Origin of the sequence: Prevotella sp. E13-17 (assembly GCF_022024035.1) — a bacterium.
GTDB lineage: Bacteria > Bacteroidota > Bacteroidia > Bacteroidales > Bacteroidaceae > Prevotella.
Window position 1 is genome coordinate 1,924,946 of sequence record NZ_CP091787.1, and the last position, 23,379, is coordinate 1,948,324.

Genomic DNA, 23,379 nt, shown 5'->3' on the forward strand with positions numbered 1-23,379 from the left:
AATTTGGCAAGAAAAAACTACCTAAATGTAGGTAATCTCAAAAAATATCAGTACCTTTGCAGCACAATACACATATTTTATTATAAAATAGGTTACAATGATTTATTCTAAGGAAGTTGAAAACATGTGCGTTGTGGCAAAAGGCCCCAACCACGGTCCTGCCCCCATCCCCGAAGAGGGAAAGTGGATTCAGGCCAAAGAGATCAAGGACATTTCGGGCTATACCCACGGTATTGGCTGGTGCGCTCCTCAGCAGGGTGCCTGCAAACTGAGCCTGAACGTAAAAGACGGCGTTATTCAGGAAGCTCTTGTTGAGACCATCGGTTGCACAGGTATGACTCACTCTGCTGCTATGGCTTCTGAGATTCTGCCTGGCAAGACCATCCTCGAGGCTCTTAACACAGACCTCGTTTGCGATGCCATCAATACTGCTATGCGTGAGTTGTTCCTGCAGATCGTTTACGGACGTACACAGAGTGCATTCTCTGAAGGTGGCCTGGTTATTGGCGCTGGTTTGGAAGACTTGGGTAAGGGTCTGCGTTCACAGACTGGTACTCTCTATGGCACAGTTGCTAAGGGCACCCGCTACTTGGAGTTGACCGAGGGTTACATCACCAAGCAGTTCTTGGATAAAGACAATCAGGTTTGCGGTTACGAATATGTACACCTGGGCAAGATGATGGAAGCCATTAAGGACGGCATGGACGCCAACGAGGCTGTTAAGAAGTTCACAGGTTCATACGGTCGTACCACTGCTGAGCAGGGAATTGTTAAGGCTATTGACCCACGTAAAGAGTAAGGAGGATAGAAATTATGATTAGAAAAGTATCATTCGAGAGCTACGAGCGTCGCATCAACCAGGTGCTGGCTGCTCTGAAGGAGAACGGCATCAATAGCATTGAAGAAGCTAACGAGATTTGCGAGAAGGCTGGCGTTGATCCCTACCAGATGTGTGAAGAGACCCAGCGTATCTGCTTTGAGAACGCAAAATGGGCATATGTATGCGGTGCTGCCATCGCAATCAAGAAGGGTGTGAAGAGCGCTGCCGAGGCTGCCGAAGCCATTGGTATTGGTCTGCAGAGTTTCTGTATCCCTGGTTCTGTTGCAGACGACCGTAAGGTTGGTTTGGGCCACGGTAACCTGGCTGCTCGTCTGTTGCGTGAGGAGACAGAGTGCTTCGCATTCCTGGCTGGCCACGAGTCATTCGCTGCTGCCGAGGGTGCTATCAAGATTGCTGAGAAGGCAAACAAAGTACGCAAGAAGCCTCTTCGCGTTATCTTGAACGGTCTGGGTAAGGACGCTGCTATGATTATCAGCCGTATCAATGGTTTCACATACGTACAGACACAATTCGACTACTATACTGGCGAGGTAAAGGTAGTGAAGGAAGTTGCCTATTCAGACGGTCCTCGTGCCAAAGTAAAGTGCTATGGTGCAGACGATGTTCGTGAAGGTGTAGCTATCCTGTGGAAGGAGAACGTAGATGTATCAATCACTGGTAACTCTACCAACCCAACTCGTTTCCAGCATCCTGTTGCAGGTACCTATAAGAAGGAGCGCGTGCTCGCTGGCAAGCCTTACTTCTCTGTAGCCTCTGGTGGTGGTACTGGTCGTACTCTGCACCCCGACAATATGGCTGCCGGTCCTGCATCATACGGTATGACCGACACACTGGGTCGTATGCACTCTGATGCTCAGTTCGCAGGTTCTTCATCAGTTCCTGCACACGTAGAGATGATGGGCTTCCTGGGTATTGGTAACAACCCAATGGTAGGTGCTACCGTATCAATCGCTGTAGAGATTGACCTCGCACTGAATAAGAAATAATAAGCCAATTATATACGATAAGGAAGTCTGCTGTTTACAATAGGCAGACTTCCTTTTTTCTTTTTCATCAACAGACAGTAATGAAACGACTACTCTATCTGCTTATACTTATCCCCGCCTTGACAAGTGCACATCATCAAATTTTCTCGCCCAACGTCAAGTCACTCGAAGTTATCCTCAACGACGACTTCACAGCCCTACCCGTGCTACAATTGGGCAGCGACGATTACCTGCAGATAGGTTTTGACGAACTGTCACATAACTACCACCGTTACGTTTGCCACCTGGAGCCATGCAATCCAGACTGGACACCGGTAGAAGGAATTTTCGAAAGCGACTGGTTAGTAGGATTCAATGACACGCCCATTGAAGATTACGAGAACTCAATCAATACACATACGCTCTATACCCACTACAGTTTTCGATTTCCTAATTCACAATGTAATATCAAACAAAGCGGAAACTATCGTCTTTACATCAATGATGAAGATCTAGACGGAGAAACTATTGCCATTATAGAGTTCAGGGTATTAGAATCGTTGATGAATGTTGGCCTCGGTATAACAACGAATACCGACATTGACTTTAACAAAAGCCATCAGCAGGTCAACATGACTATCAACTATAACAGTATCCATGTGACTCGTCCTGACGAGCAACTACAAACCTTTGTCCTACAAAACGGGTGTGAAGGAAACATGAAAGAGAACATTGCACCCAACTACATCACGCCTAAAAGTCTGCGTTGGGAGCACAATCGGCAACTTATATTTGAAGCGGGCAACGAATACCATAAGTTTGAGCTACTAGATCCCAGTCATACCACAATGGGATTAGCATCCGTCTTTTGGGACGAGGACAACGAGGCCTATCACGCCGTACCCTTTCCCTGCTCTATGCAATCCAGCTATATTTACGATGAAGATGCGAACGGAGCCTTTTTGCTTCGCAACAGTGACAACTACGAAGCGACCCGCACATCTGAGTATGTCTTTGTTCATTACCTCCTAAAAGCGGAACGTCCATACGACAATGCCCAAATTGTCATTGACGGACGATGGACATCAGAAGATAAAGATTACTACACCATGAGCTACGATGAGAAAGAAAAAGCATATCATGCCACCATCATGCAGAAACTTGGATACTATAACTATCGGTTTCTGATGAAGGACATGGACGGAACCACCCATCTTGTTCCCGAGGAAGGTTCATTCTTCCAGACAGAAAATACGTACCAAGCGTTGGTTTATTATCGTGGTAGCGGTGAACGAATATGGCGCCTCGTTGGTTACCAACAAAAGACATTCCGACTTTAATTCTTTTTAGACCTATACTCTTTTGGAGTCATCTTATATTCATGGAAGAAATTTCCAATGAAATAATTTGGAGTATAGAAGCCGCACTCCTTGGCTATATTCTCTATAGAGAAGTTGGTGGTTCGCAACAGGTTTGCTGCACGTTGCAGACGAAAGATGCGTGCAAGTTCTCGTGGATTCTTATAAAGCTCGCTCGACATCAACTCATACAGTCGCACGACACTTACGTCACATAGCTGACTTAGCCTCTGCATCGTAAGCGAACGCTTGTCCTGCTGATGTACAAAAGGAGTGATCTTCAGCATGACAGCAATAAACTCTGGCGACAGTTTTGTGTTCGTATCACGCATATTAGCCATCAAATCATCCTGCGTAGGCATCAGTACTTCGGCAGAGAAAGAATCACATCGCTCAACAAATGAACAAATCTTTCTTATCATTTCACCTTCTGCATTGGCCCGACGCACACGCAAGCGAGTGTTTTTATTGTAGATGACGAAGTTAAAAATCACCAGTGCAAAGACAATTATGCCAAGAAAGATATGTACCACCTGAGTCTGCCACCAAGGTTGACTGACGCGAATTTTCCACTTGAAGGGTTCACCCTCCCAAAGGTCTGGAAACATTGAAGCCTGAACTTCCAAAGTATAATCTCCTGGCTGCAATCCGAGAAGAGTCAGATGAAGCCGTCCCTGAATATCCACCTGCTGATGTTCGTCGTTATAAAAGAATGTCTGCCATTCACCTTGATGATCCAATCCGTGCACTCTGACACGGTAATAAGTCTGTAGTGGACGAAAATAGTTCAACGCAGAGAAGGTCAGCGCCAGTGAGTTTTGATCACTGTTCAAATTAATTTCTGTGGCTCGTGTAAACGCCTGATCAATGACGACATTCCCGCCTATTACCTCTCCTGGCAAGACATTAGTCCCATTCACCTGTAGCCGTGTCATTTTCGGATAAAGCTTATGAGGCTTTCTGTCGTTGATAATCCCAAACGAGTCTGGGTGAAATGCAACTATATGATCCAGTCCCTCCATCAAAATGGTGCCATCATTCAGAGATATAGCTCGATTATTCTCGAAGGACTCTATAGGAATATAGTCGAGAGCCGTAAAGCTATTGATAAACACAGGCTCTTCATGGTCTATCATAATATAAGAGATACCGGCAGATGTCGATACCCAGATGTCATGGTTTTTATCTTCCACAACAGCATGAATAACATTATTTGGAAGCCCATCTTGCTTGGTGAAAACGATTGGTTTCTCATTCTCTGAGCGATATAAATAAAGCCCACGCATGGTTCCCTGCCATCTCCATTCGCGACTATCCCGATATAAACAGTTTGCAGCAATACCCCGGAAATCTATGTTTGGCTGCGGTATCCGCTCAAGAATCTTACTATAATCGGCACATTTCGGATGCTCTCTACGGTAAATATGGAAGGGAGACGCCATAGGACCAGAATAAAGGACGCCCCTTTTCTCTGTGCCTATCCACATACCACCCTGGCGATCGAAAGACAGCATATTACAATCTGTTACCAACGGCGTACCATCCATCAAGGTAAATTCCTTGATATGTTCTACTTTTCTGGTAGCAATATCATAAATCCAATAGCCATAAGTACTTGGTATGTAAAGTTTATCGTCCTTCAACGCGAAATTATTCAGACGATAAGGACATTCTGTCAAGGTTGTCCACTTCCTGTTCTTTACATCAAAATAGAGTAAGATGGAGCCCTGTTCACCTTGGCGTATTTGGAAGAAACCATTCTCATATCTGAGGAGTACAGACGTTTTCTTGTATTTACCGACGCAGTCAGCACCATAAGCTTTCTTACGAAACATCAACCGACCTGTTTTTATACTTTGCCCAACCACCTCGCCATCGTCAAAGAATGTCAGGAGTATGTTTCCAATGACATCCAAATCCTGAAGGTTTTTATTTGAGTAAAGACGATGGTATTTATTTTCATCTACAGAAAACAGCCCTTTGGCGGTGACCATCCAAACCGATCCCAGTGTATCTACAAACAAGTCATTCACGGCATCTCTACAGCCCATCTCACGTATTACGCTGTCCACATTTTCCACAAAATGTTCCAGCATCATATCCACACAAGTCACCGTCCCTTGGTTTTTCAGCCAAACATGATGTCTGTTGTCAAAATATAACTGATAATAACCGTGATAAGCAGGCAACAAGTATTGATAATCTGGCCTAGTATCGATATGTGTAAAACTAACGCCATCAAAGAAATTCAAGTTGCCAAGGGTTGAAATAATCATTCGTCCCGTCTTGGTACAGACAACAATCTGAGCACTATTGTCTGCCAAATCGTTAGCTGCATTCAGAAATTTAAATTGTCTATCCGTCTCCGCTGCATTCGCAAACAACGGGAACACAAGTATCAGAAATAAGTATAAGGTTCGCAGCTTCATAACATTATATTGTAGATGCTGCAAAGATACATAAAAATTTATATAATGCAAAAATATTATTATGAAAGTTTTTCAATTGAATCAGCAAGCCCAAAATTGATATTAACAGCCTTTAAAGAAAAAAGGGCTTACGCCCTAAGGATATCGAGCGGAATACGGGACTCGAACCCGCGACCCTCGGCTTGGGAAGCCAATGCTCTACCAACTGAGCTAATTCCGCAAATAACATAAAAGAAAAAGGGACTTTCTACGTCCCGCATTCATATCCCATTTTCAAATGGAGCCGACACCCGGACTCGAACCGGGGACCTACGCATTACGAATGCGTTGCTCTACCAACTGAGCCATGTCGGCCTGCTCCTTTTGTTTTTGCAGCTGCAAAGGTAATCATTTTTTTGTTATCCAACAAATATAATCGCTACTTTTTCGCCGTCAACGGTCTTTTTTATGCTCCTTGAACTCGATGATCGGGGCTGATGATCCATCTGTAAAGGTTGCAACCCATAAAATTACCCAAGACTTCAACAACATAAATCGTTACCAAATTGCCGTCAATAAACTTTGGAATAGCTAAGAAATAGAAAGCGTCGGCAATGGAATGAGTAAAGCCACAGAGGATAAACACCGGAACACCAAACAGCAAAGGCAGGAACTTGCCGCTTCGACCAAATTGAACTGCGGTCGTCATGATAAAGCCACAACCTATGGCTAACAAAAAGCATGCTAAGGGCCCCTTATCCAAACGCGACTGGACGATAAGTTCTGCAGGCGGCAATATGTCGGGCTGAGCATAGGCAAAGACCATTGAACACAGACCGCAGGCGAGAACATTACCCATCACCACGAGCGACAACATGCCCCAGTCGCCTTTTGCCCGAATAAAACCTGCTGTGCCAGTATAAAGTTTCAACTGATAATGGAGAACTGCGAGAAGACCGAAAGAGAATAGAACTGCCCCGGATACACCACCTACTCGGAGGTTGACTATACAACCCACAGAAATACAGAGACCCGCAAGAAATGCTGAACGTAAAATGGATAATGGTTGATTCATGAGTGCAAAGGTACTAAATATTCTACAAATACATAGCACCTTTGCACAGAAAAACCGATATTACTCCTCGAATGAAACGTTTTGTTGTGCCATTGCACTAAACATACATGCTGATGCAAGTAGGCAAATAACTAATAGCCTTTTCATTGTTAGATTAATCATTTATTTATTTTCCTTGGTTCACACATATATATATCATACAAACGCACGAACATATTAATATATTGTGTGGAAGGGAAGCGAATAAAAAAAAGTGGTTGATCATCACTGACCAACCACAAACTAATACTAAACTAAACAAATACTTTATGAATTAATGCTATTGATTTACAATTCAGGGGTAATAGCAGATAACCAGGTTTCTATGCGCGTGTCGGTTTTATCGTCCTCATTGATATCGTCAAGGGGAAGACCCACAAACTTGCCATCAACAACAGCTTCAGAATCATCGAAGTCGTAGCCATCTGTATCGACGCTGCCTACGAACTTTGCCCCACTATCTTTGATGCCATTGTAGAGTTGTCCCATGCCCCCCACAAAGGTGTCGCCATAGGAAGCACAGTCGCCACAACCAAATAGAGCGATGGTCTTATGGCTAAGGTCTGAATTCTGCAGAATCTTCAGCCCATCGTACCAGTCGTCCTGTAGCTCGCCTGCACCCCATGTTGAAGTACCAAGAATAAGGTTGCTATTGGCAGCAACAACATCAGCTGAGAGTTCTTGCACGTTCAAAGCCGAGCATCCTAGTTTCGAGGCAATCTTCTCGGCAAGGGCCTCACATGTTCCTGTTGAGGAACCGTAGATTACAATTGTAGTGTTCATACTTTATTTTTACTATTTATTATGGTTAATTCTTACTGACACAAGGCTGCTTGCACTTACGTTGACAATACCTTTGACACTGTGCACAGATGTCGTAGCCAAGCATTGCACCAAGAATAAAATCTTCTTCGGGAGAAAGTTGATTGAGTGGACGCGTGACAATGAGGCGGATAGCCTCGAGACACTCGCGACGACCAAAATACATATTTAAATTTTGGCGACCCACGGGCTGCAAGACATAGGGAATGCCTTGACTCTCAAGGCGCTGCACAGCCTGCTCTCCAAACTTCTTGTTGCAGGTAAACAATACCATCTGCCGAACACCTTTGTTCAGCTCGTAGATGTGGTTCATCAACACCTTCATCTCTGTGGAAATTGTTGTTTTTGTTTTCATCGGTGCAAAGGTACGACAGAATGTCAATATACACAATACCTAAATCATGGGGTTTGATTTTCCACATACTTGACACACAGAACAAAAACAGATTAATAAAAAGTAGGTATTGGGGGCTAAAACTAAAAATCTTCACAATTTAACAGATAAAAACTGGTGATATCTGTTTAATTATTAGTATATTTGCAAAATAATCAAAATGGCCAAGACCTTTTTGACAAACAGAGTAAATATCAACTTGATAGCAGATATCAATTATTAAATAATAGATTAAGTATTATGACACTATTAGACTTAGTAAGAAAAAGGTATAGCTGCAGAAGCTATAAAGAGGAAAATGTGGAACAAGAAAAGCTTGAATACGTGATGGAATGCGTGCGTATGGCTCCGTCAGCAGTGAACAAACAGCCATGGATGTTTCGCATCATAACGAACGAGGAGGAAAAGATAAAGCTGAGAGAGTGCTACCGAGGCAGTTGGTTTGGTTCGGCACCAGTGTATATCATCTGTAGCATCTTGCATGATCAGGAATGGGTGCGAAGAGACGGCAAACACCATGGCGACATCGATATCGCAATTGCTGTTGAGCATCTTTGCCTGGCAGCAACAGAGCAAGGACTGGGCACCTGCTGGGTATGCAACTTTGATGCTGAGAAATGCAAGCAGTTGTTTCAACTAGACGAGAACGAAGAGCCAGCAGTACTCATTCCCATTGGCTATCCTGCCGATGAGCCAAACGAGAAGATTCGAAAAAACATGAATGAGATATTGAAATAACACGCCGCACGTGTTATAATAGCCAAATTACGATAAGGAGGGTGTGTTCACGTGTTGGCACATCCTCTTTAAAGTTATAACAGATTAAGTTTGGTGTTGCAATGCGTAGATTTCCAAGTGCATGTAGAGTTTAGAACAACCTTTTCTGAGCTCTAAAAGGAGACGTTTTAAAGTATAGAAGAGGCGTTTCTAAAGTATAGAACCAAAGCGATTGTTCCTGTTTTAGCCCCTGGACGCCCTACTTTTAGCCCCTGAATGAACCGTTTTTAGGGGCTGGATCGACCCTATCCAGGGGCTATACACACCACTTTCAGGGGCTGGACGGACATCAAAAGTAAAGCAATAACAACGCAAGAGTGAAACAATAACATGACGAAAGTAAAACCATGACAATACTAAATCGCTCCAATCGTCACGAAGACACACAGCCTTTTTGATTCTCTATTATAACAAATAAAAAAGCAGACCTTAAAAGTCTGCTTTCTCTGTACACCCGCAGGGGTTCGAACCCTGGACACCCTGATTAAGAGTCAGGTGCTCTACCAACTGAGCTACGGGTGCATAACTTAAACGTTTTCCTATCGGTTGTACACCCGCAGGGGTTCGAACCCTGGACACCCTGATTAAGAGTCAGGTGCTCTACCAACTGAGCTACGGGTGCAACGTTTATCGTTTTGCGGGTGCAAAGGTACACACTTTTTCTGATTCGACCAAACTTTTTGGCACTTTTTCTTTAAGAAAGTACTATTTTCCCCATTTTTATCTTATCTGGTGGCACGAAAGCCGTCCAAATTTTCATATTTGCGCCTCATCATACGCATATAGATGTTGCGCAGCCACCAAGGATGAGTCAGTGTGCATACCACCCCAACTGCTATCATTATAAGATAGGCTGTCGTCTCGTCAAACACAAGAAGCAGCACGGTAACCGACACTAAGGGAAGAAACATAGCCACCATCTCGATAATCATCTGTAGCCCATTCTCGACATTTCCTTTTCCCGTTATTTTCTGATTCAAGGGAATCGTCTGCTTATTATATACAGCCAACTGAAAAAGAGTGCCATAAAGCAGTCCACTAGTAGTGGTTATATATGCCAACATCATGAGCCAAGTGAACTTGCCTTCAATGACGGCTGGAGTCATGATTAACAGGGGTACAATGAGGATTGCAACATGAAAATAGTATTTGGCACGTAGCAAGGCTAAGATATTCTCGCGATGTACCAACAACAGGTCTATATAATTGCCTTCGGGCGCCATAATCTTAACCAAGGTTGTCATGCCATAAAGAGCAAAACAATAATAGCACCAGAAGTTGCGCATCATAAAACTATCGTATATATCGGTATAGGCAACGAGTACCGATAAAACTATAATTAGCGTGAGACTCATAATGACACGAGAACGAACTGCCTTGTTTCGCATAATAGACTTGATCTCGAGTTTTAAGTATTCGCCTATCTGACCAAAACGATCAAGGAAGGCAAAGTTGAAGACACGTTTCATGTCGCTTTCCTTCTTTTGCATATTAGCCACCTCCTCATAGGCAAACCTAAACTGAAGAGCTCGGTTGATTGTAAAAAACAGCAATAATAATGACAGAGCAACAAGGGACATCCACCCTGAACTACCCACCTTAACAAAAAAGTCAAGAACTGCATCACAGGTAGCATTATTATCACTTAACAACATCGGAACCAGATAGCCCCCATACACTACGATGGGGAGAGCCCACCATAGCAGAGAACGACCTATGAGTGTACGCATCAAAAGGTACCACTGACTGTTTACTAACACCAAGAGCATTCCACTAATCAGCACCCCAAGTGTAGCCAGAAATTCTGCACCACCAAAGAAAATAACAACACAATATGGCAAAAAGAGACTGAGCCACATCAGATTGTAACCACTCAGCAACGAACTGACAAGAAAATGCTCAATCACAGACAGACGAGGTAGAGGCAATAGCAGATAGGGAGTGACCAATACGGCTGGCGTCTGTTGCACCATGAAACGCATGCCAAAATCTATCAGAAGGAAAATGGGAAGAACAGAAATAAGTAAACCAGGATGACCACTCTCATTGGCTGACATGGCAAGTATCGTGCCCAACATGATGAGATAGACCACCATGAATCCGGCGCCTAAATAAAGCATCACCTGAGCTACGACACTCTGTTCAAATGCAGGACTACGTCGATAACTCAGGCGATTATTCTTTCTGAGGAGTAGAAAAAGTGACAGTCTATTCATCAGCGTAAATCTATAACCTCTGCTGAGGGGAAATCTTTTGCATTAAAACGGAACTGCGCATCGGCAATCTTGTCTTTCTTGAAATTACTGATAGTGAAGGTCGTCCACTTTGATTTCTGCAGCAACTTCACTTCGGTGGGCTGGAAACTCTTTTGATCTACAGTGATAAACATCTCCTGAACCCGACGCTTTGCATCTTTGGCAGTAAGGTGGACACGATAGAAGCCCGATGATTTTGTCATTGTGTAGCTGAAGCCAGTCTTATACAGATTAATAAAATTATAAGGATTCAGCACCTGCAATTGTGACTCACTTGGAGTTGTGACATTGACCTCATCATTCTTATTCATATAGGTCCACAGCGTCTTGCCGTCAAACCACATCTTAGATAAATTAGTAGAGGCCCGAAACATACGACCTTTCACTGCAATATCTCCACTTGTATGTCCATACTGTGCACTCGTCATTTTGAAATGAGCTGATACACCATTCTTGTTGCTTACCACAGCTGCACACTTGTCGAGCACTTGCTTAGCTGTCTGCGCTGCGACATGTGTAAACGTCATTTGTGATGCCAAAAGCATCATCACGAAAAACAATCTTTTCATTATATCTCTCTTTTTATTGATTTGACGATTGAAAGTGACTATTGTTTAATGCCGATAGGTAAACTAAAGTAAAAAAACAGTCGAAATTTCCATTATCATCTAATCTGACTCAACAGATTCTCAAGACTTACTTCGTCCTTTATCAGCACTTCACGGGGCTTAGAACCATGAGCTGCACCAACAATGCCTGCTTTCTCCAGCTGGTCCATCAGTCGGCCTGCACGATTGTAGCCAATCGCAAACTTACGTTGAATAAGGCTGGTTGAACCTTGTTGACTGCCAACAATCAAGCGAGCAGCATCTTCAAACATTGGATCGAGATGAGACAGGTCAGCATCGTTGGCACCTCCACTCTCTTCACCATCACCAACGGGAGGTTCTGGCAGTTCATAAGGAGCAAGATATCCTTGCTGCTTAGCTATGAACTGATTGATACCGTCCACTTCCGGTGTATCAACAAAAGCGCATTGTACGCGGATAGGATCGTTGCCCTGCAAATATAGCATATCTCCACGTCCAATTAACTGCTGAGCCCCCATACGGTCGAGGATGGTCTTTGAATCTATACCTTGTGACACCTTGAAAGCAATGCGCGCCGGGAAGTTGGCCTTAATAGTACCCGTAATAATATTAGTGGTAGGACGCTGTGTGGCAATGATCATGTGAATACCTACAGCGCGAGCCTTTTGGGCTATACGAGCGATGGGCAGTTCTATTTCTTTGCCTGCGGTCATTATCAAATCACCAAACTCATCAATAACGACCACGATATAAGGCATAAACTTATGTCCCTTCTCTGGATTAAGCTTGCGTGCAATAAATTTACGGTTGTAATCCTTAATATTTCTCTCACCTGCAGCCATAAGTAACTCATATCGGGCATCCATCTCTACGCAGAGTGACTGCAACGTACGAACCACCTTAGAGGTATCGGTAATAATGGGGTCGTCGGCTTGTTCGGGCAATGCTGCCAAAAAATGCTTTGATATCGTACGGTAGATACTGAATTCAACCATCTTAGGGTCAACCAGTACGATTTTCATCTCGGCAGGATGCTTTTTGTAGAGTAAAGATGTCAAGATTGCATTCAATCCAACTGACTTACCCTGACCAGTGGCACCAGCTACCAAGAGGTGTGGAGCTTTGGTGAGGTCAAACATAAAAACCTCATTGGTAATGGTCTTACCCATAGCACAAGGGAGCTCCATGGTAGATTCCTGAAATTTCTTGGAGTTCAAGATGGATTCCATCGACACGATGTTCTGTTTGGCATTAGGCACCTCAATACCAATAGTACCTTTACCTGGAATAGGCGCAATGATACGAATGCCGAGGGCAGCAAGACTCAATGCAATATCGTCCTCAAGATTTCTAATACGCGAAATCTTCACGCCCGATGCTGGTGTTATCTCGTACAACGTGATGGTAGGACCGACGGTGGCCTTGATGGAACTAATCTCTACACCAAAGCTACGCAACACGTCAACAATGCGATTCTTGTTGCGATTCTGTTCTTCCATATCAATATATGGTTTTCCATCGCTCTCATAAACTTTCAACAGATCGAGTGTCGGATAATGATAGTTCTCCAAATCACGCTTAGGATCATAGGGCTCCATCTCTTCTACATTTACCAAAGCGCCTTCTGCCTTGTCATCAGCTTCGCCCGTATTAATATCAATGATAATATCATCGTTGCTATTCTCATTTTCATTTGCAGGAACCTGAACGGCCGGTTCTTCGTCATTGAAACCTATAGGAGTAGCAGGGATTTCGGGTTCAACACTTCTCAAATTATCATCCTTGAATTCTACTGTTTCAGAAATGGGGTCATCGAACACCTCTGGATCTTCCACGATATTAAGATGTCCATTAGCGTTATTGGCATTAGCATCATCAGATGAATTAATCGTGAAGGGTACATTCTTGGGGATTAGTGTCAACGGATTCAGCACCTTCCTCAAAATAATGATTGTTTCACTACTTACATATATAAAGAAGAGCAAGGCAATGCAAATCATAATGGCAGCTAAGCCCGGCATACCGACAAATCCTTCTATCATCTTGCCTGCCCATAGACCATGACCTCCGCCAAGATTGAAGTGCAAATCAGGAACAACAGGCGAGACAAACATTGCCAAAGAAACTGACGTCCACAGCATGAGTAGCATCAAGCAGAAGAACCACTTAATAAGTTTTGCTTGATAAGCCTTCATCAATCTCAACGAAACCAAAAACAGGAATACTGGAATACAGAAAGCAGAGACACCAAAACAATGGCTCATAAAAAAATAAGCTGACTTGGCACCTAGTGAACCGCAGGCGTTACGAAATTCGCCATTCTGATTAGCCATCTCGCCAGGATTGGTATCTTCAATAATACTTTGATCAAATTGTCCAGTGGTAAAGTATGATATAAAGGCCCAGATTAGAAAAACAGATACTGCGAAGAGCAGCATACCTAATACAAAGTGCAAACGCTCGTTTTGAAATATCTGTTTAAAACTACTTAAACCTATCGACTCCATCAATGATGGTGCTTGTGTCTTGGTGCTCCTACCGTTTCTTGTGGTTTTCTTAGCCATTCTATTTGGTCATTCGTTAATTCAGTGCAAAATTAGTGGAAAAATTCCACATTAAGTCAAAAAATCGCTTTTTTTTTGTATTTTTGCACCGCAAAAGAACAATGTGATGTCAAAGACGATATACAACAAATACGACAAGAAGTTGATTGCCTCGCTACCAGTGGCCACCTTTGAGGGAAGAATCATTGTAATCTTAACTGCTGGCGAAGCCGAGAAAGCGGTCAACTATCTTCTGTCTCAACCAATACTTGGCTTTGACACAGAGACGCGTCCGTCGTTCAAGAAAGGACAGCATCATCAGGTGTCCCTGCTTCAGGTTTCAACAGAAGACACATGTTTCCTGTTTAGGCTGAACCATACGGGAATGACTCCTGCGCTACTACAGCTGCTCACCGACAAGACTGTGAAAAAGATTGGATTATCTTGGCACGACGACTTGAATGCGCTACATAAGTTAAGCGACTTTAAGGCAGGTTGTTTCACAGATATTCAAGACTTTGCAAAAGTGCTAGGCATAGAAGACCTCAGTTTGCAGAAGCTCTATGCCAACCTCTTTGGACAGAAAATCAGCAAGCGACAACAGTTGAGCAACTGGGAAGCAGACATATTAAGCGACAAGCAGAAAGTATATGCAGCAACCGATGCTTGGGCGTGTATCAAAATATACCAAGAACTGGTTAGGCTGAAAGAGACAAATGACTATCAACTCGTAATACAACAAGAAGACCATGCTCATGCAGAAATATAGAAAGATCTATCTAAAAAAAGGCAAAGAAGAAAGCCTGCTACGTTTTCATCCCTGGGTTTTCTCGGGTGCTATTCAGCAAATAGATGAAGGTATAGAAGAAGGAGAAACTGTTCAGGTGCTGACCTCGCGCAATGAATTTATAGCTGTAGGCCACTATCAGCAGGGGTCTATAGCTGTGCGCGTTTTATCGTTCAGCAATGTGGCTATTGATGAAAAATTCTGGCAGTCGCGTCTTTCTTCGGCCTATCAGATGCGTCTTAGCACTGGCATTGCGGGCAATCCCAACAACAACACTTATAGATTGGTGCATGGCGAAGGTGACAATCTGCCAGGGTTGATTATAGATGTGTATGGACCTACTGCCGTCATGCAGGCACATAGCATCGGCATGCATCTGTGTCGCCACGATATTGCCCGCGAATTAATTAATGTGATGGGCAGTCATATCAAGAGTATTTATTATAAAAGCGAGACTACCCTACCCTACATGGAACCCGAGAATGGTTTCATTTACGGTGGATGCGACGACGATACAGCACTTGAAAATGGTCTGAAGTTTCATGTTGACTGGCTACATGGTCAGAAAACGGGTTTCTTTGTTGATCAGCGCGAGAACCGTTCGTTGCTTGAACATTATGCCAAAGGCAAAAAAGTGCTGAACATGTTCTGCTACACGGGTGGTTTCTCGTTCTATGCCATGCGGGGCGGGGCCAAGTTAGTCCACTCTGTTGACAGTTCGGCTAAGGCTATCGACCTTACCCGTAGCAATGTGGAACTGAATTTTCCTGGCGACAAACGTCATGAGGCTTTCTGTGAAGATGCATTCAAGTTCCTTGATGGAATGGATGGAAAATATGACCTAATAATCTTGGATCCGCCTGCTTTTGCAAAACACAGAGGTGCGCTTCATAACGCATTGAAAGGCTATACACGCCTGAACAACAAGGCTTTTGAGAAGATTGCTAAAGGAGGCATTCTGTTCACGTTCTCTTGTTCTCAGGTAGTCACGAAGGAGCATTTCCGTAATGCAGTCTTTACAGCTGCCGCTCAGGCCAAGCGAAAAGTACGCATTCTCCACCAATTGCACCAACCGGCAGATCATCCCGTGAACATTTATCACCCAGAAGGTGAGTATCTGAAAGGACTTGTTCTATATGTTGAATAAGGTAAAGCAGTTCATCGAACGTCATCATTTGCTCGATATATCACAGAAATATCTGGTGGCCCTCAGCGGAGGAGCAGACAGTGTCTGCCTTCTGCTGATGCTGAAAGAACTGGGATATGAATTAGAGGCTGTTCATTGCAATTTTAAATTACGCGGCGAAGAGAGCTACAGAGATGAGGCGTTTGTGAAACAGCTTTGCGACGAACAACAGATAGATTTACACTTGATACATTTTGATACCAAGACCTATGCATCACTTCACAAGGTTAGCATTGAAATGGCAGCACGCGAGCTGCGCTACAACTACTTTGAGCAGCTGAGAAAAGACTTAGGATGTGCCGGCATCTGCGTGGCTCACCATGAGGACGATACTGTAGAAACCATACTGATGAACATCCTGCGCGGTACTGGATTACGCGGATTAACTGGTATCAAACCTTGCAACGGCCATATCTTACGTCCATTGTTATGTATCAGCCGTCGTAATATAGAAACGTGGCTTGAGGGCAAAGGACAGACTTACGTCACAGACAGCACAAATCTTGAAGCCGATATTTTACGAAACAAACTGAGATTACAAGTAATACCACTACTGAATCAGATATCGCCAAGTGCCAAAACAAATATTTTGAAGACGGCTCGCCACATTAGCGAAGCAACTGTTGTCTATGAAAAAAGCATCAATGACACACTTGCACAAATTCTGAAGAATGATACCATCTCAATAGAACAACTTTGCCAAGAGCCTTCACCCGAGAGTATTCTCTACGAATGGCTAAATCCAAAGGGGTTCTCTTCACAAACAATCGAAAGTATCAGCGACTCACTGGACCAACTACAGTCGGGACGCGAGTGGACATCGTCCACACATCAGTTGACGATCCATCGTGGTCAGCTTGTTGCCGAACCACTATTCTCGGCATTACCAACCCTGCAAATACCAGAAACTGGCATCTACCATTACAATGGAACCGAAAAGTATCACATTAGGAATGTAGAAGGAAAACTGGTCTTATTCGACCACCAAAGTGCCTGTTTAGATGCAGAAAAGCTACGCTTTCCACTCACAATTCGTCCTGTTTTGACAGGCGATCGCTTTCAACCTTTTGGAATGAAAGGCACCAGATTGGTGAGTGACTTCCTTACCGATACACATTTAAACATTTTCGAAAAGCGAAGAACGCTGGTTATCTGTGATGCAAGAGGGAATATTGTTTGGCTTGTTGGTCATCGACCCGACCATCGTTTCTGCGTCACCGACAGCACTAAGAACACAATTGTTATTTCCATAGAAAAACTAAAGTAAATTTGGTCGTATCGAAAATAATATATAATTTTGCACTCAACATAGAACAAATATCTCTAAAACAAACAAGAAAATGTTGAAACCGTTAAACAAGCATTTTGCACCTAAGAGCGTAATGCCCGAGAAGGTGATTCAGTTTGGCGAAGGAAATTTCCTTCGTGCTTTCGTTGATTGGATTATCTGGAACATGAACCAGAAAACCAATTTCAATGGATCAGTCGTTGTAGTACAACCTCTGGCACAAGGTATGGTTGATTGGTTGAATGGACAGGACTGCCTGTATCATGTCAATCTGCAGGGACGTGAAAACGGAAAACCCGTCAACACACTGGAGCGTATTGACGTGATTAGCCGTTGTCTGAACCCCTATTCTCAGAACGAGGCTTTTATGGCACTTGCCGATCAACCTGAAATTCGTTTTGTGATCTCAAACACAACAGAAGCTGGTATTAATTTTGATCCAGAGTGCAAACTGGATGACAAGCCCGCTAGCAGCTACCCGGGCAAACTTGTGCAGTTATTGTATCGTCGCTACCAGACATTCAACGGTGATCCCACAAAAGGCCTGATTATATTCCCTTGCGAGCTAATTTTCCTGAATGGTCATGTTCTCAAGGACTGCATCCGCAAATATATTGAGCTATGGAAGTTGCCAAAGGACTTCAGCAAGTGGTTCGAAGAGTCTTGCGGTGTTTATGCAACGTTGGTAGATCGTATCGTTCCTGGTTTCCCTCGTAAGGAGATTGCACAGATTCAGGAAAAGATTGGCTATCGTGACAACCTCGTGGTTCAAGCAGAGAACTTCCACCTATGGGTCATCGAAGCGCCAAAAGAGGTGGCTAACGAGTTCCCCGCCGACAAAGCAGGTCTGCACGTTCTGTTCGTGCCATCAGAGGAGCCCTACCACAAGCGTAAGGTTACGCTTCTGAATGGTCCTCATACCGTTCTCTCACCTGTGGCATATCTCAGCGGCATCAATATCGTTCGCGATGCTTGCAATCACGAGATCATTGGCAAATACATTCACAAAGTTCAGTTTGAAGAGCTGATGCAGACACTTGATCTTCCCATGGAAGAATTGGAGAAGTTTGCTAGCGACGTACTGGAGCGCTTCGACAATCCCTTTGTTGATCATCAAGTGACCAGCATTATGCTGAACTCATTCCCCAAATTCCAGGCTCGCGACCTGCCCGGTTTAAAGACATATTTAGAGCGAAAGGGCGAACTGCCAAAGGGACTCGTCTTCGGACTTGCAGCCATTATCACATACTATAAAGGCGGTAAGCGCCAAGATGGTGCGGAGATAACGCCTAATGACGATCCTAAGATCATCGAACTGCTGCAACAACTGTGGGCAACAAACGACACACAGAAAGTGGCTGATGGTGTGCTTGCAGCCGACTTTATCTGGCAGGAAGATCTTAATAAGGTTGATGGATTGAACAAAATGGTTAAAGAATTCCTTGATCTCATCCAGCTCAAAGGTATGCTTGAGGCCGTTAAGACAATACTTTAGAACTTAAATTTCACAATGAGTGGCAGGTGGTCGCTGAACCCTTTTTGAAACCGCACGCCATTAAACGAACGCAAAGGACGCTTTCCTCCGAAACGAGTATCTTCGTCTAGGAGGAAAGCTTCATCATTTATATAGGTTTGTTCTACACGATTAGCCACCTTTTCCGAACAGAAAAAGTGATCCAAAGAGCGCCACTCACCATGATAACGATAGGTGCCTTTTGCATATCCATTTTTACCTTGTGAGTTCTTGGTGACGTTGACAAGTGAGAATTCTTCCAGGTACTTCAACGATGCATTATCGATATAATCATTAAAGTCGCCTGTGATAATTACGTTTTCCTGATGACATAATTGCACTTGCTGGCTTATCATCTGTGCCACTTTCATGCGATACGAGCGTGTTTCACGTTCACCACCATATCTGCTTGGAGCGTGAACCACATAAATATGTAGTGTATCGCCTGTTATAATTTGTCCCTGCACATACAGCACATCGCGTGTTGGTCGCATCCCCGGCAATACTGGCACCTCTATTGACTCATAGCAAAGCGGACGAAAAGAAGCCGGTTGAAAGAGTAACGCAACATCGAGCCCACGTACATCGGGTGAAGTGGTCATCAAATACTCATAACCTGCATTACGCAACAAAGAACGTCGCGTCAGCTGATGCAATACCGAATCATTTTCAACTTCTACCAATGCGACAATATCTGGCAGACATGAGGAACACGACAAGATCTCTTGACCGATTCTATTCAATTTTCCCCAATAGCGAGTTCTTGTCCAATGACGTTTCCCCTCGGGCAGAAACTCACTGTCCTCCTTCCCCACATCGTGAGTTGTGTCAAACAGGTTTTCACAGTTTAACTCAACAAATGTGAGAAAGGAGGACAGCAAAAGGGATAATATCATCTTAGCAGACTTTCTCCAGTCGTTTCATAATTAAGAACATGAAAGCTGCTGCCAACAGGCATAGACATGCAAATACTGCCCATACAGTCCATAGAGGAAGGTCACCCCAAAGAAGTCCACCAACCATCACAAGTTGGTTGCCGAGGGCTGTAGAAACAAACCATCCGCCCATGCACGCACCTTTGTATTTTGGAGGTGCGACCTTAGATACGAACGAGATACCCATTGGCGAGAGCAACAGCTCACCAAAAGTAAGAATAAGGTATGTACTAATCAACCAGTATGAAGACACGCGGGGAGCTGCATCACCAAGACTAGCTTGATCTGCAGGCGAAGGTAAGGTGAGTGAAGCATAGAGCATCAAGCAGAATGCCACAGCAGCCACAATCATACCATAAGCAATTTTGCGTGGTGCCTTAGGCTCTTTATTACGAGCTGCGAGCCATCCAAATATAGCAAGCGATACAGGTGTCAGTGCTACTACATAGAAGGGGTTGAACTGTTGGAAGATTGGAGCCTTAACTTCAACACTACCTTCAATTGAATTATAACTATAACTTAAGAAAGCCAGAGCAGCAATGATAACCAGACCGCTTTTTACCTTACCCGAAAATGATTTACCCTGAAACAGAGAGAATGCCGCATAAACCATGACAATGATAGCCACGAGGTTCCAAACATTAAACGCCATGGCTTTCAAACCATCAGCAGAAGTCTCAGTAAACTCATTGGCGAAATAGGTCAGTGAAAGACCATTTTGATGGAATGACATCCAGAAGAAAGCCACAACACCAAACACAAGTAACAATGCAATCAGGCGCTCTTTTGTTTCAGAAGGCGAGAGCGTGTCTTCCTCAGAGGTATTTCCATTCTTTTTAGAACCACCCTCAACATGGCGGAAAGTACTGCGGAATGCATAGTAAATTGCAATGGATAGTATCAATGAAGCACATGCTACTGCGAAAGCAAAATGATATGAGTCGTTTTCACTGACATTAAGACTCTGCTGAGCCCATTCCATAATACGAATAGCCGCCGTTGGAGCAAACAGTGCACCGATGTTGATGGCCATATAGAAAATTGAAAAGCCAGAGTCGCGCTTATCAGCGAACTGCGGATCATTATAAAGATCGCCCACCATTACTTGCAGGTTACCTTTAAAAAGACCTGTCCCCAAGCCGATACTCAACAGGGCAACCAACATTACCACAAGTGCTACCGTGTTGCCGCCCAAGGGAACAGAGAGCAACAGATAGCCCAAAAACATAATGATAATACCTGTGGTTACCATTTTTCCAAACCCAAACTTATCAGCCATAAAGCCACCAATAAGAGGGAAGAAGTAAACAAACATCAAGAACGAACTGTAAATGACGCCGGCTGTGCCAGGTGTCAATCCGTAATTAGCTCTTAAAAACAAAGCAAAGACGGCCAACATCGTGTAATAGCCGAATCGCTCTCCTGTGTTGGCAAGCGCCAAAGCATAAAGACCTTTAGGTTGGTTTTCAAACATAATTATTTAATTTTGGAATTTTTACTTTTAACTAAGTCGAAGAGATAAGTCATCTTAATAACGATATTGCTGATATTAGAACGAGCAAAATAGTCATGCTTAGAATTACCATAGATGTCTCCAAGGCCATAATAATAACGACCTTCGAGCAGCAGATGACCTGCATGTGGAATTGAGAGTTCCAATCCCAAACCTGCAGCAATGCCATAATCCACCTTATGTTCAACCGACATTGTATCCTGGGCAATGATAGTAGAAGTGCGTGAACCTATGTTGATATCTTTAAATTCAAAGTTCTTCTGTGTCTTCTCGTTAAGAAATACACCAATTTGGGGACCTGCCTGAAAGAAAAACTGCAGGCCACGACGTTCACGTCCCCACCCCAAACGAGCAAAAACAGGAATCTGAAGATAAGTCATATCGCGCTGGTATGATTCTGCCAATCCCGTTACTGTATTGACAACCAGCTCGTCTTCTGGCGTTTTAATATCTTCCTTCCACCCCAGCTGGGTATAGTTTACCTCTGCTACTACAGCACAAATACTGTTGAAATACTTTTCAGAAGTATATCGCAGAGTCAAGCCTCCAGTAAGTCCCGTATGCTGACTTTGCGGTACTGTTGGCGTAAAACCAACATTGCTAAGTACGTAACCACCATTGAAACCAATGGAAAACTCATTACGATAATCTCCAATCTGGGCCTTGACTGCAGACGTAAGAGCCAACAAGGCTATTAAGAGAGAGAAACGCTTCACCTTTCTATTAATAATTAAGAGCATCGATTGTGAAGTCAGGTTTATAATGAATAAACATATATGCTTTATTTTGTAATCCGCCATGCCCTATACGCTCGAACTTTAGCGGAGTTTGCACCACCTGATAGTTAAATCTGCCAGGGGCCCCATCGAACTGCATTCCATACTTATGGAGGCCACGCAGGAAATAGACCGCATGATCAAAACCTGTGAGCGCGAAACGAGGCATGATTGTAATCATGTCCTGATGGAAATTCCAACGATAGCGTTGCAATAAACGTATGGTCAGTGGCGAATTGATATTCGTATAGAATGGTGCAGGAATATAGGTGTCAAAGCGGTGGAAGTTTGAGTGCTGTGCATAGATGCCTCCCAACCACTCTGTGTAGCCAAACACAGAAATCTTCACGTCTGGGTGTTGCTGGAGAATGGTATCCAGCCTTTTAAACAGCGGAGTTATAAAAGATGTATTCTCAGAATTAAGAACAACCACATTAGATACACCTTTCAAAAAGGCACCCATAAAATTAAGGTCAGACGAGTAGATACTTGTAAGATTATACATCTTACCATCCTTCTCAAACTGTTTTCTTAAAGCAGATGTAAATCCTCCCTTAGAACTATTGGCATCACTACAATTTACAATAATTGGATGATAATCCCTAAACCACACAGAGAAACGACGTGCAGTGATGTCATCGAGATCTGAAGAGGGTTGATAGATCTGAAAAATGTATCTGTTATTAACCAACTCGGGGATATCAAGTGAAAATGGTACCACCATCAAGCACTGATGTTGCTGGGCAAAAGCTGCCAACGTTGGCACATGCTTATTATAGTAAGGACCAATCAAAAGGTCACACTTAGCATTCTCAATCTGAGGCAATAAAGCACCAAGGTTTGTGTTTTCTGATAAATTCCAAGCGTGCACATCTACTGAAATCCCCTCGTACTTCATACTATCACAAGCCATCAACACACCTCGATAGTACTCCAGCATACGCCTACCATCATCGCTTTGAAGATTTAACGGCAACAACACCCCCAAACGGATTGGACGCTGACGGACATCATCAACTGCAAAATTCGTACGAACATTCTGACTAGCGCCATTTGTTGTTACCGGAATATTAATCAGATCACCTTTCTTCAACTGATAGTCCGACTGAAGCATAACCGGATTGGCTTGCCTCAACTGTTCTTGGGTGATACCATACATTCGAGCTATACCATATACAGTTTCTTTCTTCTGTACTCTATGCACCTTAACGTATTGTGCACGAATAACACCTACACAACACGTTAGAAGAACAATGCAAATACAACGTAACAATCGAACCATAATATTTATAATCTGCTTATTCGACTGCAAAA

19 protein-coding genes and 4 tRNA genes are annotated in these 23,379 nt (G+C 43.5%); 8 read left to right on the forward strand and 15 right to left on the reverse strand.

What is annotated here, in order from left to right; translation table 11 throughout:
- Nucleotides 1-97: 97 nt before the first annotated feature.
- The 3 genes from L6472_RS07570 (at nt 98) to L6472_RS07580 (ending at nt 3,146) form a co-directional block, all read left to right on the forward strand.
- Nucleotides 98-799: an iron-sulfur cluster assembly scaffold protein gene (locus tag L6472_RS07570; protein ID WP_027450376.1), complete on the forward strand. Its 702-nt coding sequence runs from the start codon at nt 98-100 to the stop codon at nt 797-799.
- A gap of 14 nt (nt 800-813) precedes the next feature.
- Complete coding sequence (locus L6472_RS07575; protein ID WP_027450377.1) at nt 814-1,827, forward strand: GGGtGRT protein; 1,014 nt, start codon at nt 814-816, stop codon at nt 1,825-1,827.
- Between the two features lie 80 nt (nt 1,828-1,907).
- Nucleotides 1,908-3,146, forward strand: a complete 1,239-nt coding sequence (locus L6472_RS07580) for a DUF5103 domain-containing protein (protein ID WP_237803850.1) — start codon at nt 1,908-1,910, stop codon at nt 3,144-3,146.
- Here L6472_RS07580 and L6472_RS07585 read toward each other — a convergent pair.
- The 6 genes from L6472_RS07585 to L6472_RS07610 form a co-directional block, all read right to left on the reverse strand.
- Complete coding sequence (locus tag L6472_RS07585) at nt 3,143-5,263, reverse strand: helix-turn-helix domain-containing protein (protein ID WP_237803851.1); 2,121 nt, start codon at nt 5,261-5,263, stop codon at nt 3,143-3,145. The genes L6472_RS07580 and L6472_RS07585 overlap by 4 nt on opposite strands.
- 477 nt (nt 5,264-5,740) lie before the next feature.
- Nucleotides 5,741-5,813, reverse strand: a tRNA-Gly gene (locus L6472_RS07590).
- Nucleotides 5,814-5,871: 58 nt separating this feature from the next.
- Nucleotides 5,872-5,947, reverse strand: a tRNA-Thr gene (locus tag L6472_RS07595).
- Between the two features lie 91 nt (nt 5,948-6,038).
- Complete coding sequence (locus L6472_RS07600; RefSeq protein ID WP_237803852.1) at nt 6,039-6,647, reverse strand: formate/nitrite transporter family protein; 609 nt, start codon at nt 6,645-6,647, stop codon at nt 6,039-6,041.
- Between the two features lie 327 nt (nt 6,648-6,974).
- Nucleotides 6,975-7,469, reverse strand: a complete 495-nt coding sequence (fldA, locus tag L6472_RS07605) for a flavodoxin FldA (protein WP_237803853.1) — start codon at nt 7,467-7,469, stop codon at nt 6,975-6,977.
- A 25-nt stretch (nt 7,470-7,494) separates the two neighbouring features.
- The gene (locus tag L6472_RS07610) at nt 7,495-7,863 is read right to left on the reverse strand and encodes a DUF2023 family protein (protein ID WP_237803854.1); all 369 of its coding nucleotides are present in this window, start codon (nt 7,861-7,863) and stop codon (nt 7,495-7,497) included.
- Nucleotides 7,864-8,142: 279 nt separating this feature from the next.
- Between L6472_RS07610 and L6472_RS07615 the strand changes: the two genes are divergently transcribed.
- Nucleotides 8,143-8,640, forward strand: a complete 498-nt coding sequence (locus L6472_RS07615; RefSeq protein WP_237803855.1) for a nitroreductase family protein — start codon at nt 8,143-8,145, stop codon at nt 8,638-8,640.
- Between the two features lie 488 nt (nt 8,641-9,128).
- Here L6472_RS07615 and L6472_RS07620 read toward each other — a convergent pair.
- The 5 genes from L6472_RS07620 to L6472_RS07640 form a co-directional block, all read right to left on the reverse strand.
- Nucleotides 9,129-9,201 (reverse strand) — tRNA-Lys (locus tag L6472_RS07620).
- A 27-nt stretch (nt 9,202-9,228) separates the two neighbouring features.
- Nucleotides 9,229-9,301 (reverse strand) — tRNA-Lys (locus L6472_RS07625).
- Between the two features lie 103 nt (nt 9,302-9,404).
- The gene (locus L6472_RS07630; protein ID WP_237803856.1) at nt 9,405-10,895 is read right to left on the reverse strand and encodes a DUF5687 family protein; all 1,491 of its coding nucleotides are present in this window, start codon (nt 10,893-10,895) and stop codon (nt 9,405-9,407) included.
- Nucleotides 10,895-11,503 (reverse strand): LolA-like putative outer membrane lipoprotein chaperone, encoded by a 609-nt coding sequence (locus tag L6472_RS07635; RefSeq protein ID WP_237803858.1) that lies wholly within the window; start codon nt 11,501-11,503, stop codon nt 10,895-10,897. The genes L6472_RS07630 and L6472_RS07635 overlap by 1 nt, the downstream gene beginning before the upstream one ends.
- Before the next feature lie 95 nt (nt 11,504-11,598).
- Nucleotides 11,599-14,088: a DNA translocase FtsK gene (locus L6472_RS07640; RefSeq protein ID WP_237803859.1), complete on the reverse strand. Its 2,490-nt coding sequence runs from the start codon at nt 14,086-14,088 to the stop codon at nt 11,599-11,601.
- 106 nt (nt 14,089-14,194) lie between these two features.
- Between L6472_RS07640 and L6472_RS07645 the strand changes: the two genes are divergently transcribed.
- The 4 genes from L6472_RS07645 to L6472_RS07660 all read left to right on the forward strand — a co-directional run bounded on the left by L6472_RS07645 (nt 14,195) and on the right by L6472_RS07660 (nt 18,823).
- Nucleotides 14,195-14,836, forward strand: coding sequence for a 3'-5' exonuclease (locus L6472_RS07645; protein WP_237803860.1), 642 nt, complete (start codon nt 14,195-14,197; stop codon nt 14,834-14,836).
- The gene (locus L6472_RS07650; protein WP_370640832.1) at nt 14,823-16,001 is read left to right on the forward strand and encodes a class I SAM-dependent rRNA methyltransferase; all 1,179 of its coding nucleotides are present in this window, start codon (nt 14,823-14,825) and stop codon (nt 15,999-16,001) included. The genes L6472_RS07645 and L6472_RS07650 overlap by 14 nt, the downstream gene beginning before the upstream one ends.
- Nucleotides 15,991-17,307, forward strand: coding sequence for a tRNA lysidine(34) synthetase TilS (gene tilS, locus L6472_RS07655; RefSeq protein WP_237803862.1), 1,317 nt, complete (start codon nt 15,991-15,993; stop codon nt 17,305-17,307). The genes L6472_RS07650 and tilS overlap by 11 nt, the downstream gene beginning before the upstream one ends.
- Before the next feature lie 76 nt (nt 17,308-17,383).
- Complete coding sequence (locus tag L6472_RS07660; protein WP_237807997.1) at nt 17,384-18,823, forward strand: tagaturonate reductase; 1,440 nt, start codon at nt 17,384-17,386, stop codon at nt 18,821-18,823.
- On the opposite strand, the gene L6472_RS07665 is transcribed toward L6472_RS07660, so the two are convergent.
- Genes L6472_RS07665 through L6472_RS07680 form a run of 4 tightly spaced genes read right to left on the reverse strand, consistent with a single transcriptional unit; the run spans nt 18,820 to nt 23,347 of the window.
- Nucleotides 18,820-19,737 carry an endonuclease/exonuclease/phosphatase family protein gene (locus L6472_RS07665; protein ID WP_237803864.1) on the reverse strand — a complete coding sequence of 306 codons (918 nt, stop codon included), beginning with the start codon at nt 19,735-19,737 and terminating at the stop codon, nt 18,820-18,822. The genes L6472_RS07660 and L6472_RS07665 overlap by 4 nt on opposite strands.
- A gap of 1 nt (nt 19,738) precedes the next feature.
- Nucleotides 19,739-21,250, reverse strand: coding sequence for a peptide MFS transporter (locus L6472_RS07670; protein WP_237803865.1), 1,512 nt, complete (start codon nt 21,248-21,250; stop codon nt 19,739-19,741).
- 2 nt (nt 21,251-21,252) lie between these two features.
- A complete protein-coding gene (locus L6472_RS07675) occupies nt 21,253-22,029 on the reverse strand; it encodes a porin family protein (protein WP_237803866.1) in 777 nt (258 codons plus the stop codon).
- On the reverse strand, nt 22,013-23,347 hold the full coding sequence (locus L6472_RS07680; protein WP_237803867.1) for a LysM domain-containing protein: 1,335 nt from the start codon (nt 23,345-23,347) through the stop codon (nt 22,013-22,015). The genes L6472_RS07675 and L6472_RS07680 overlap by 17 nt, the downstream gene beginning before the upstream one ends.
- Between the last annotated feature and the right edge of the window lie 32 nt (nt 23,348-23,379).

Excerpts from the sequence above, each read along its gene's own strand:
- L6472_RS07570 (WP_027450376.1), top strand. The coding sequence starts at position 98 with ATGATTTATTCTAAGGAAGTTGAAAACATGTGCGTTGTGGCAAAAGGC.
- L6472_RS07575 (WP_027450377.1), top strand. The coding sequence starts at position 814 with ATGATTAGAAAAGTATCATTCGAGAGCTACGAGCGTCGCATCAACCAG.
- L6472_RS07580 (WP_237803850.1), top strand. The coding sequence starts at position 1,908 with ATGAAACGACTACTCTATCTGCTTATACTTATCCCCGCCTTGACAAGT.
- L6472_RS07585 (WP_237803851.1), bottom strand. The coding sequence starts at position 5,263 with ATGATGCTGGAACATTTTGTGGAAAATGTGGACAGCGTAATACGTGAG.
- L6472_RS07600 (WP_237803852.1), bottom strand. The coding sequence starts at position 6,647 with ATGAATCAACCATTATCCATTTTACGTTCAGCATTTCTTGCGGGTCTC.
- fldA (WP_237803853.1), bottom strand. The coding sequence starts at position 7,469 with ATGAACACTACAATTGTAATCTACGGTTCCTCAACAGGAACATGTGAG.
- L6472_RS07610 (WP_237803854.1), bottom strand. The coding sequence starts at position 7,863 with ATGAAAACAAAAACAACAATTTCCACAGAGATGAAGGTGTTGATGAAC.
- L6472_RS07615 (WP_237803855.1), top strand. The coding sequence starts at position 8,143 with ATGACACTATTAGACTTAGTAAGAAAAAGGTATAGCTGCAGAAGCTAT.
- L6472_RS07630 (WP_237803856.1), bottom strand. The coding sequence starts at position 10,895 with ATGAATAGACTGTCACTTTTTCTACTCCTCAGAAAGAATAATCGCCTG.
- L6472_RS07635 (WP_237803858.1), bottom strand. The coding sequence starts at position 11,503 with ATGAAAAGATTGTTTTTCGTGATGATGCTTTTGGCATCACAAATGACG.
- L6472_RS07640 (WP_237803859.1), bottom strand. The coding sequence starts at position 14,088 with ATGGCTAAGAAAACCACAAGAAACGGTAGGAGCACCAAGACACAAGCA.
- L6472_RS07645 (WP_237803860.1), top strand. The coding sequence starts at position 14,195 with ATGTCAAAGACGATATACAACAAATACGACAAGAAGTTGATTGCCTCG.
- L6472_RS07650 (WP_370640832.1), top strand. The coding sequence starts at position 14,823 with ATGCAGAAATATAGAAAGATCTATCTAAAAAAAGGCAAAGAAGAAAGC.
- tilS (WP_237803862.1), top strand. The coding sequence starts at position 15,991 with ATGTTGAATAAGGTAAAGCAGTTCATCGAACGTCATCATTTGCTCGAT.
- L6472_RS07665 (WP_237803864.1), bottom strand. The coding sequence starts at position 19,737 with ATGATATTATCCCTTTTGCTGTCCTCCTTTCTCACATTTGTTGAGTTA.
- L6472_RS07670 (WP_237803865.1), bottom strand. The coding sequence starts at position 21,250 with ATGTTTGAAAACCAACCTAAAGGTCTTTATGCTTTGGCGCTTGCCAAC.
- L6472_RS07675 (WP_237803866.1), bottom strand. The coding sequence starts at position 22,029 with ATGCTCTTAATTATTAATAGAAAGGTGAAGCGTTTCTCTCTCTTAATA.
- L6472_RS07680 (WP_237803867.1), bottom strand. The coding sequence starts at position 23,347 with ATGGTTCGATTGTTACGTTGTATTTGCATTGTTCTTCTAACGTGTTGT.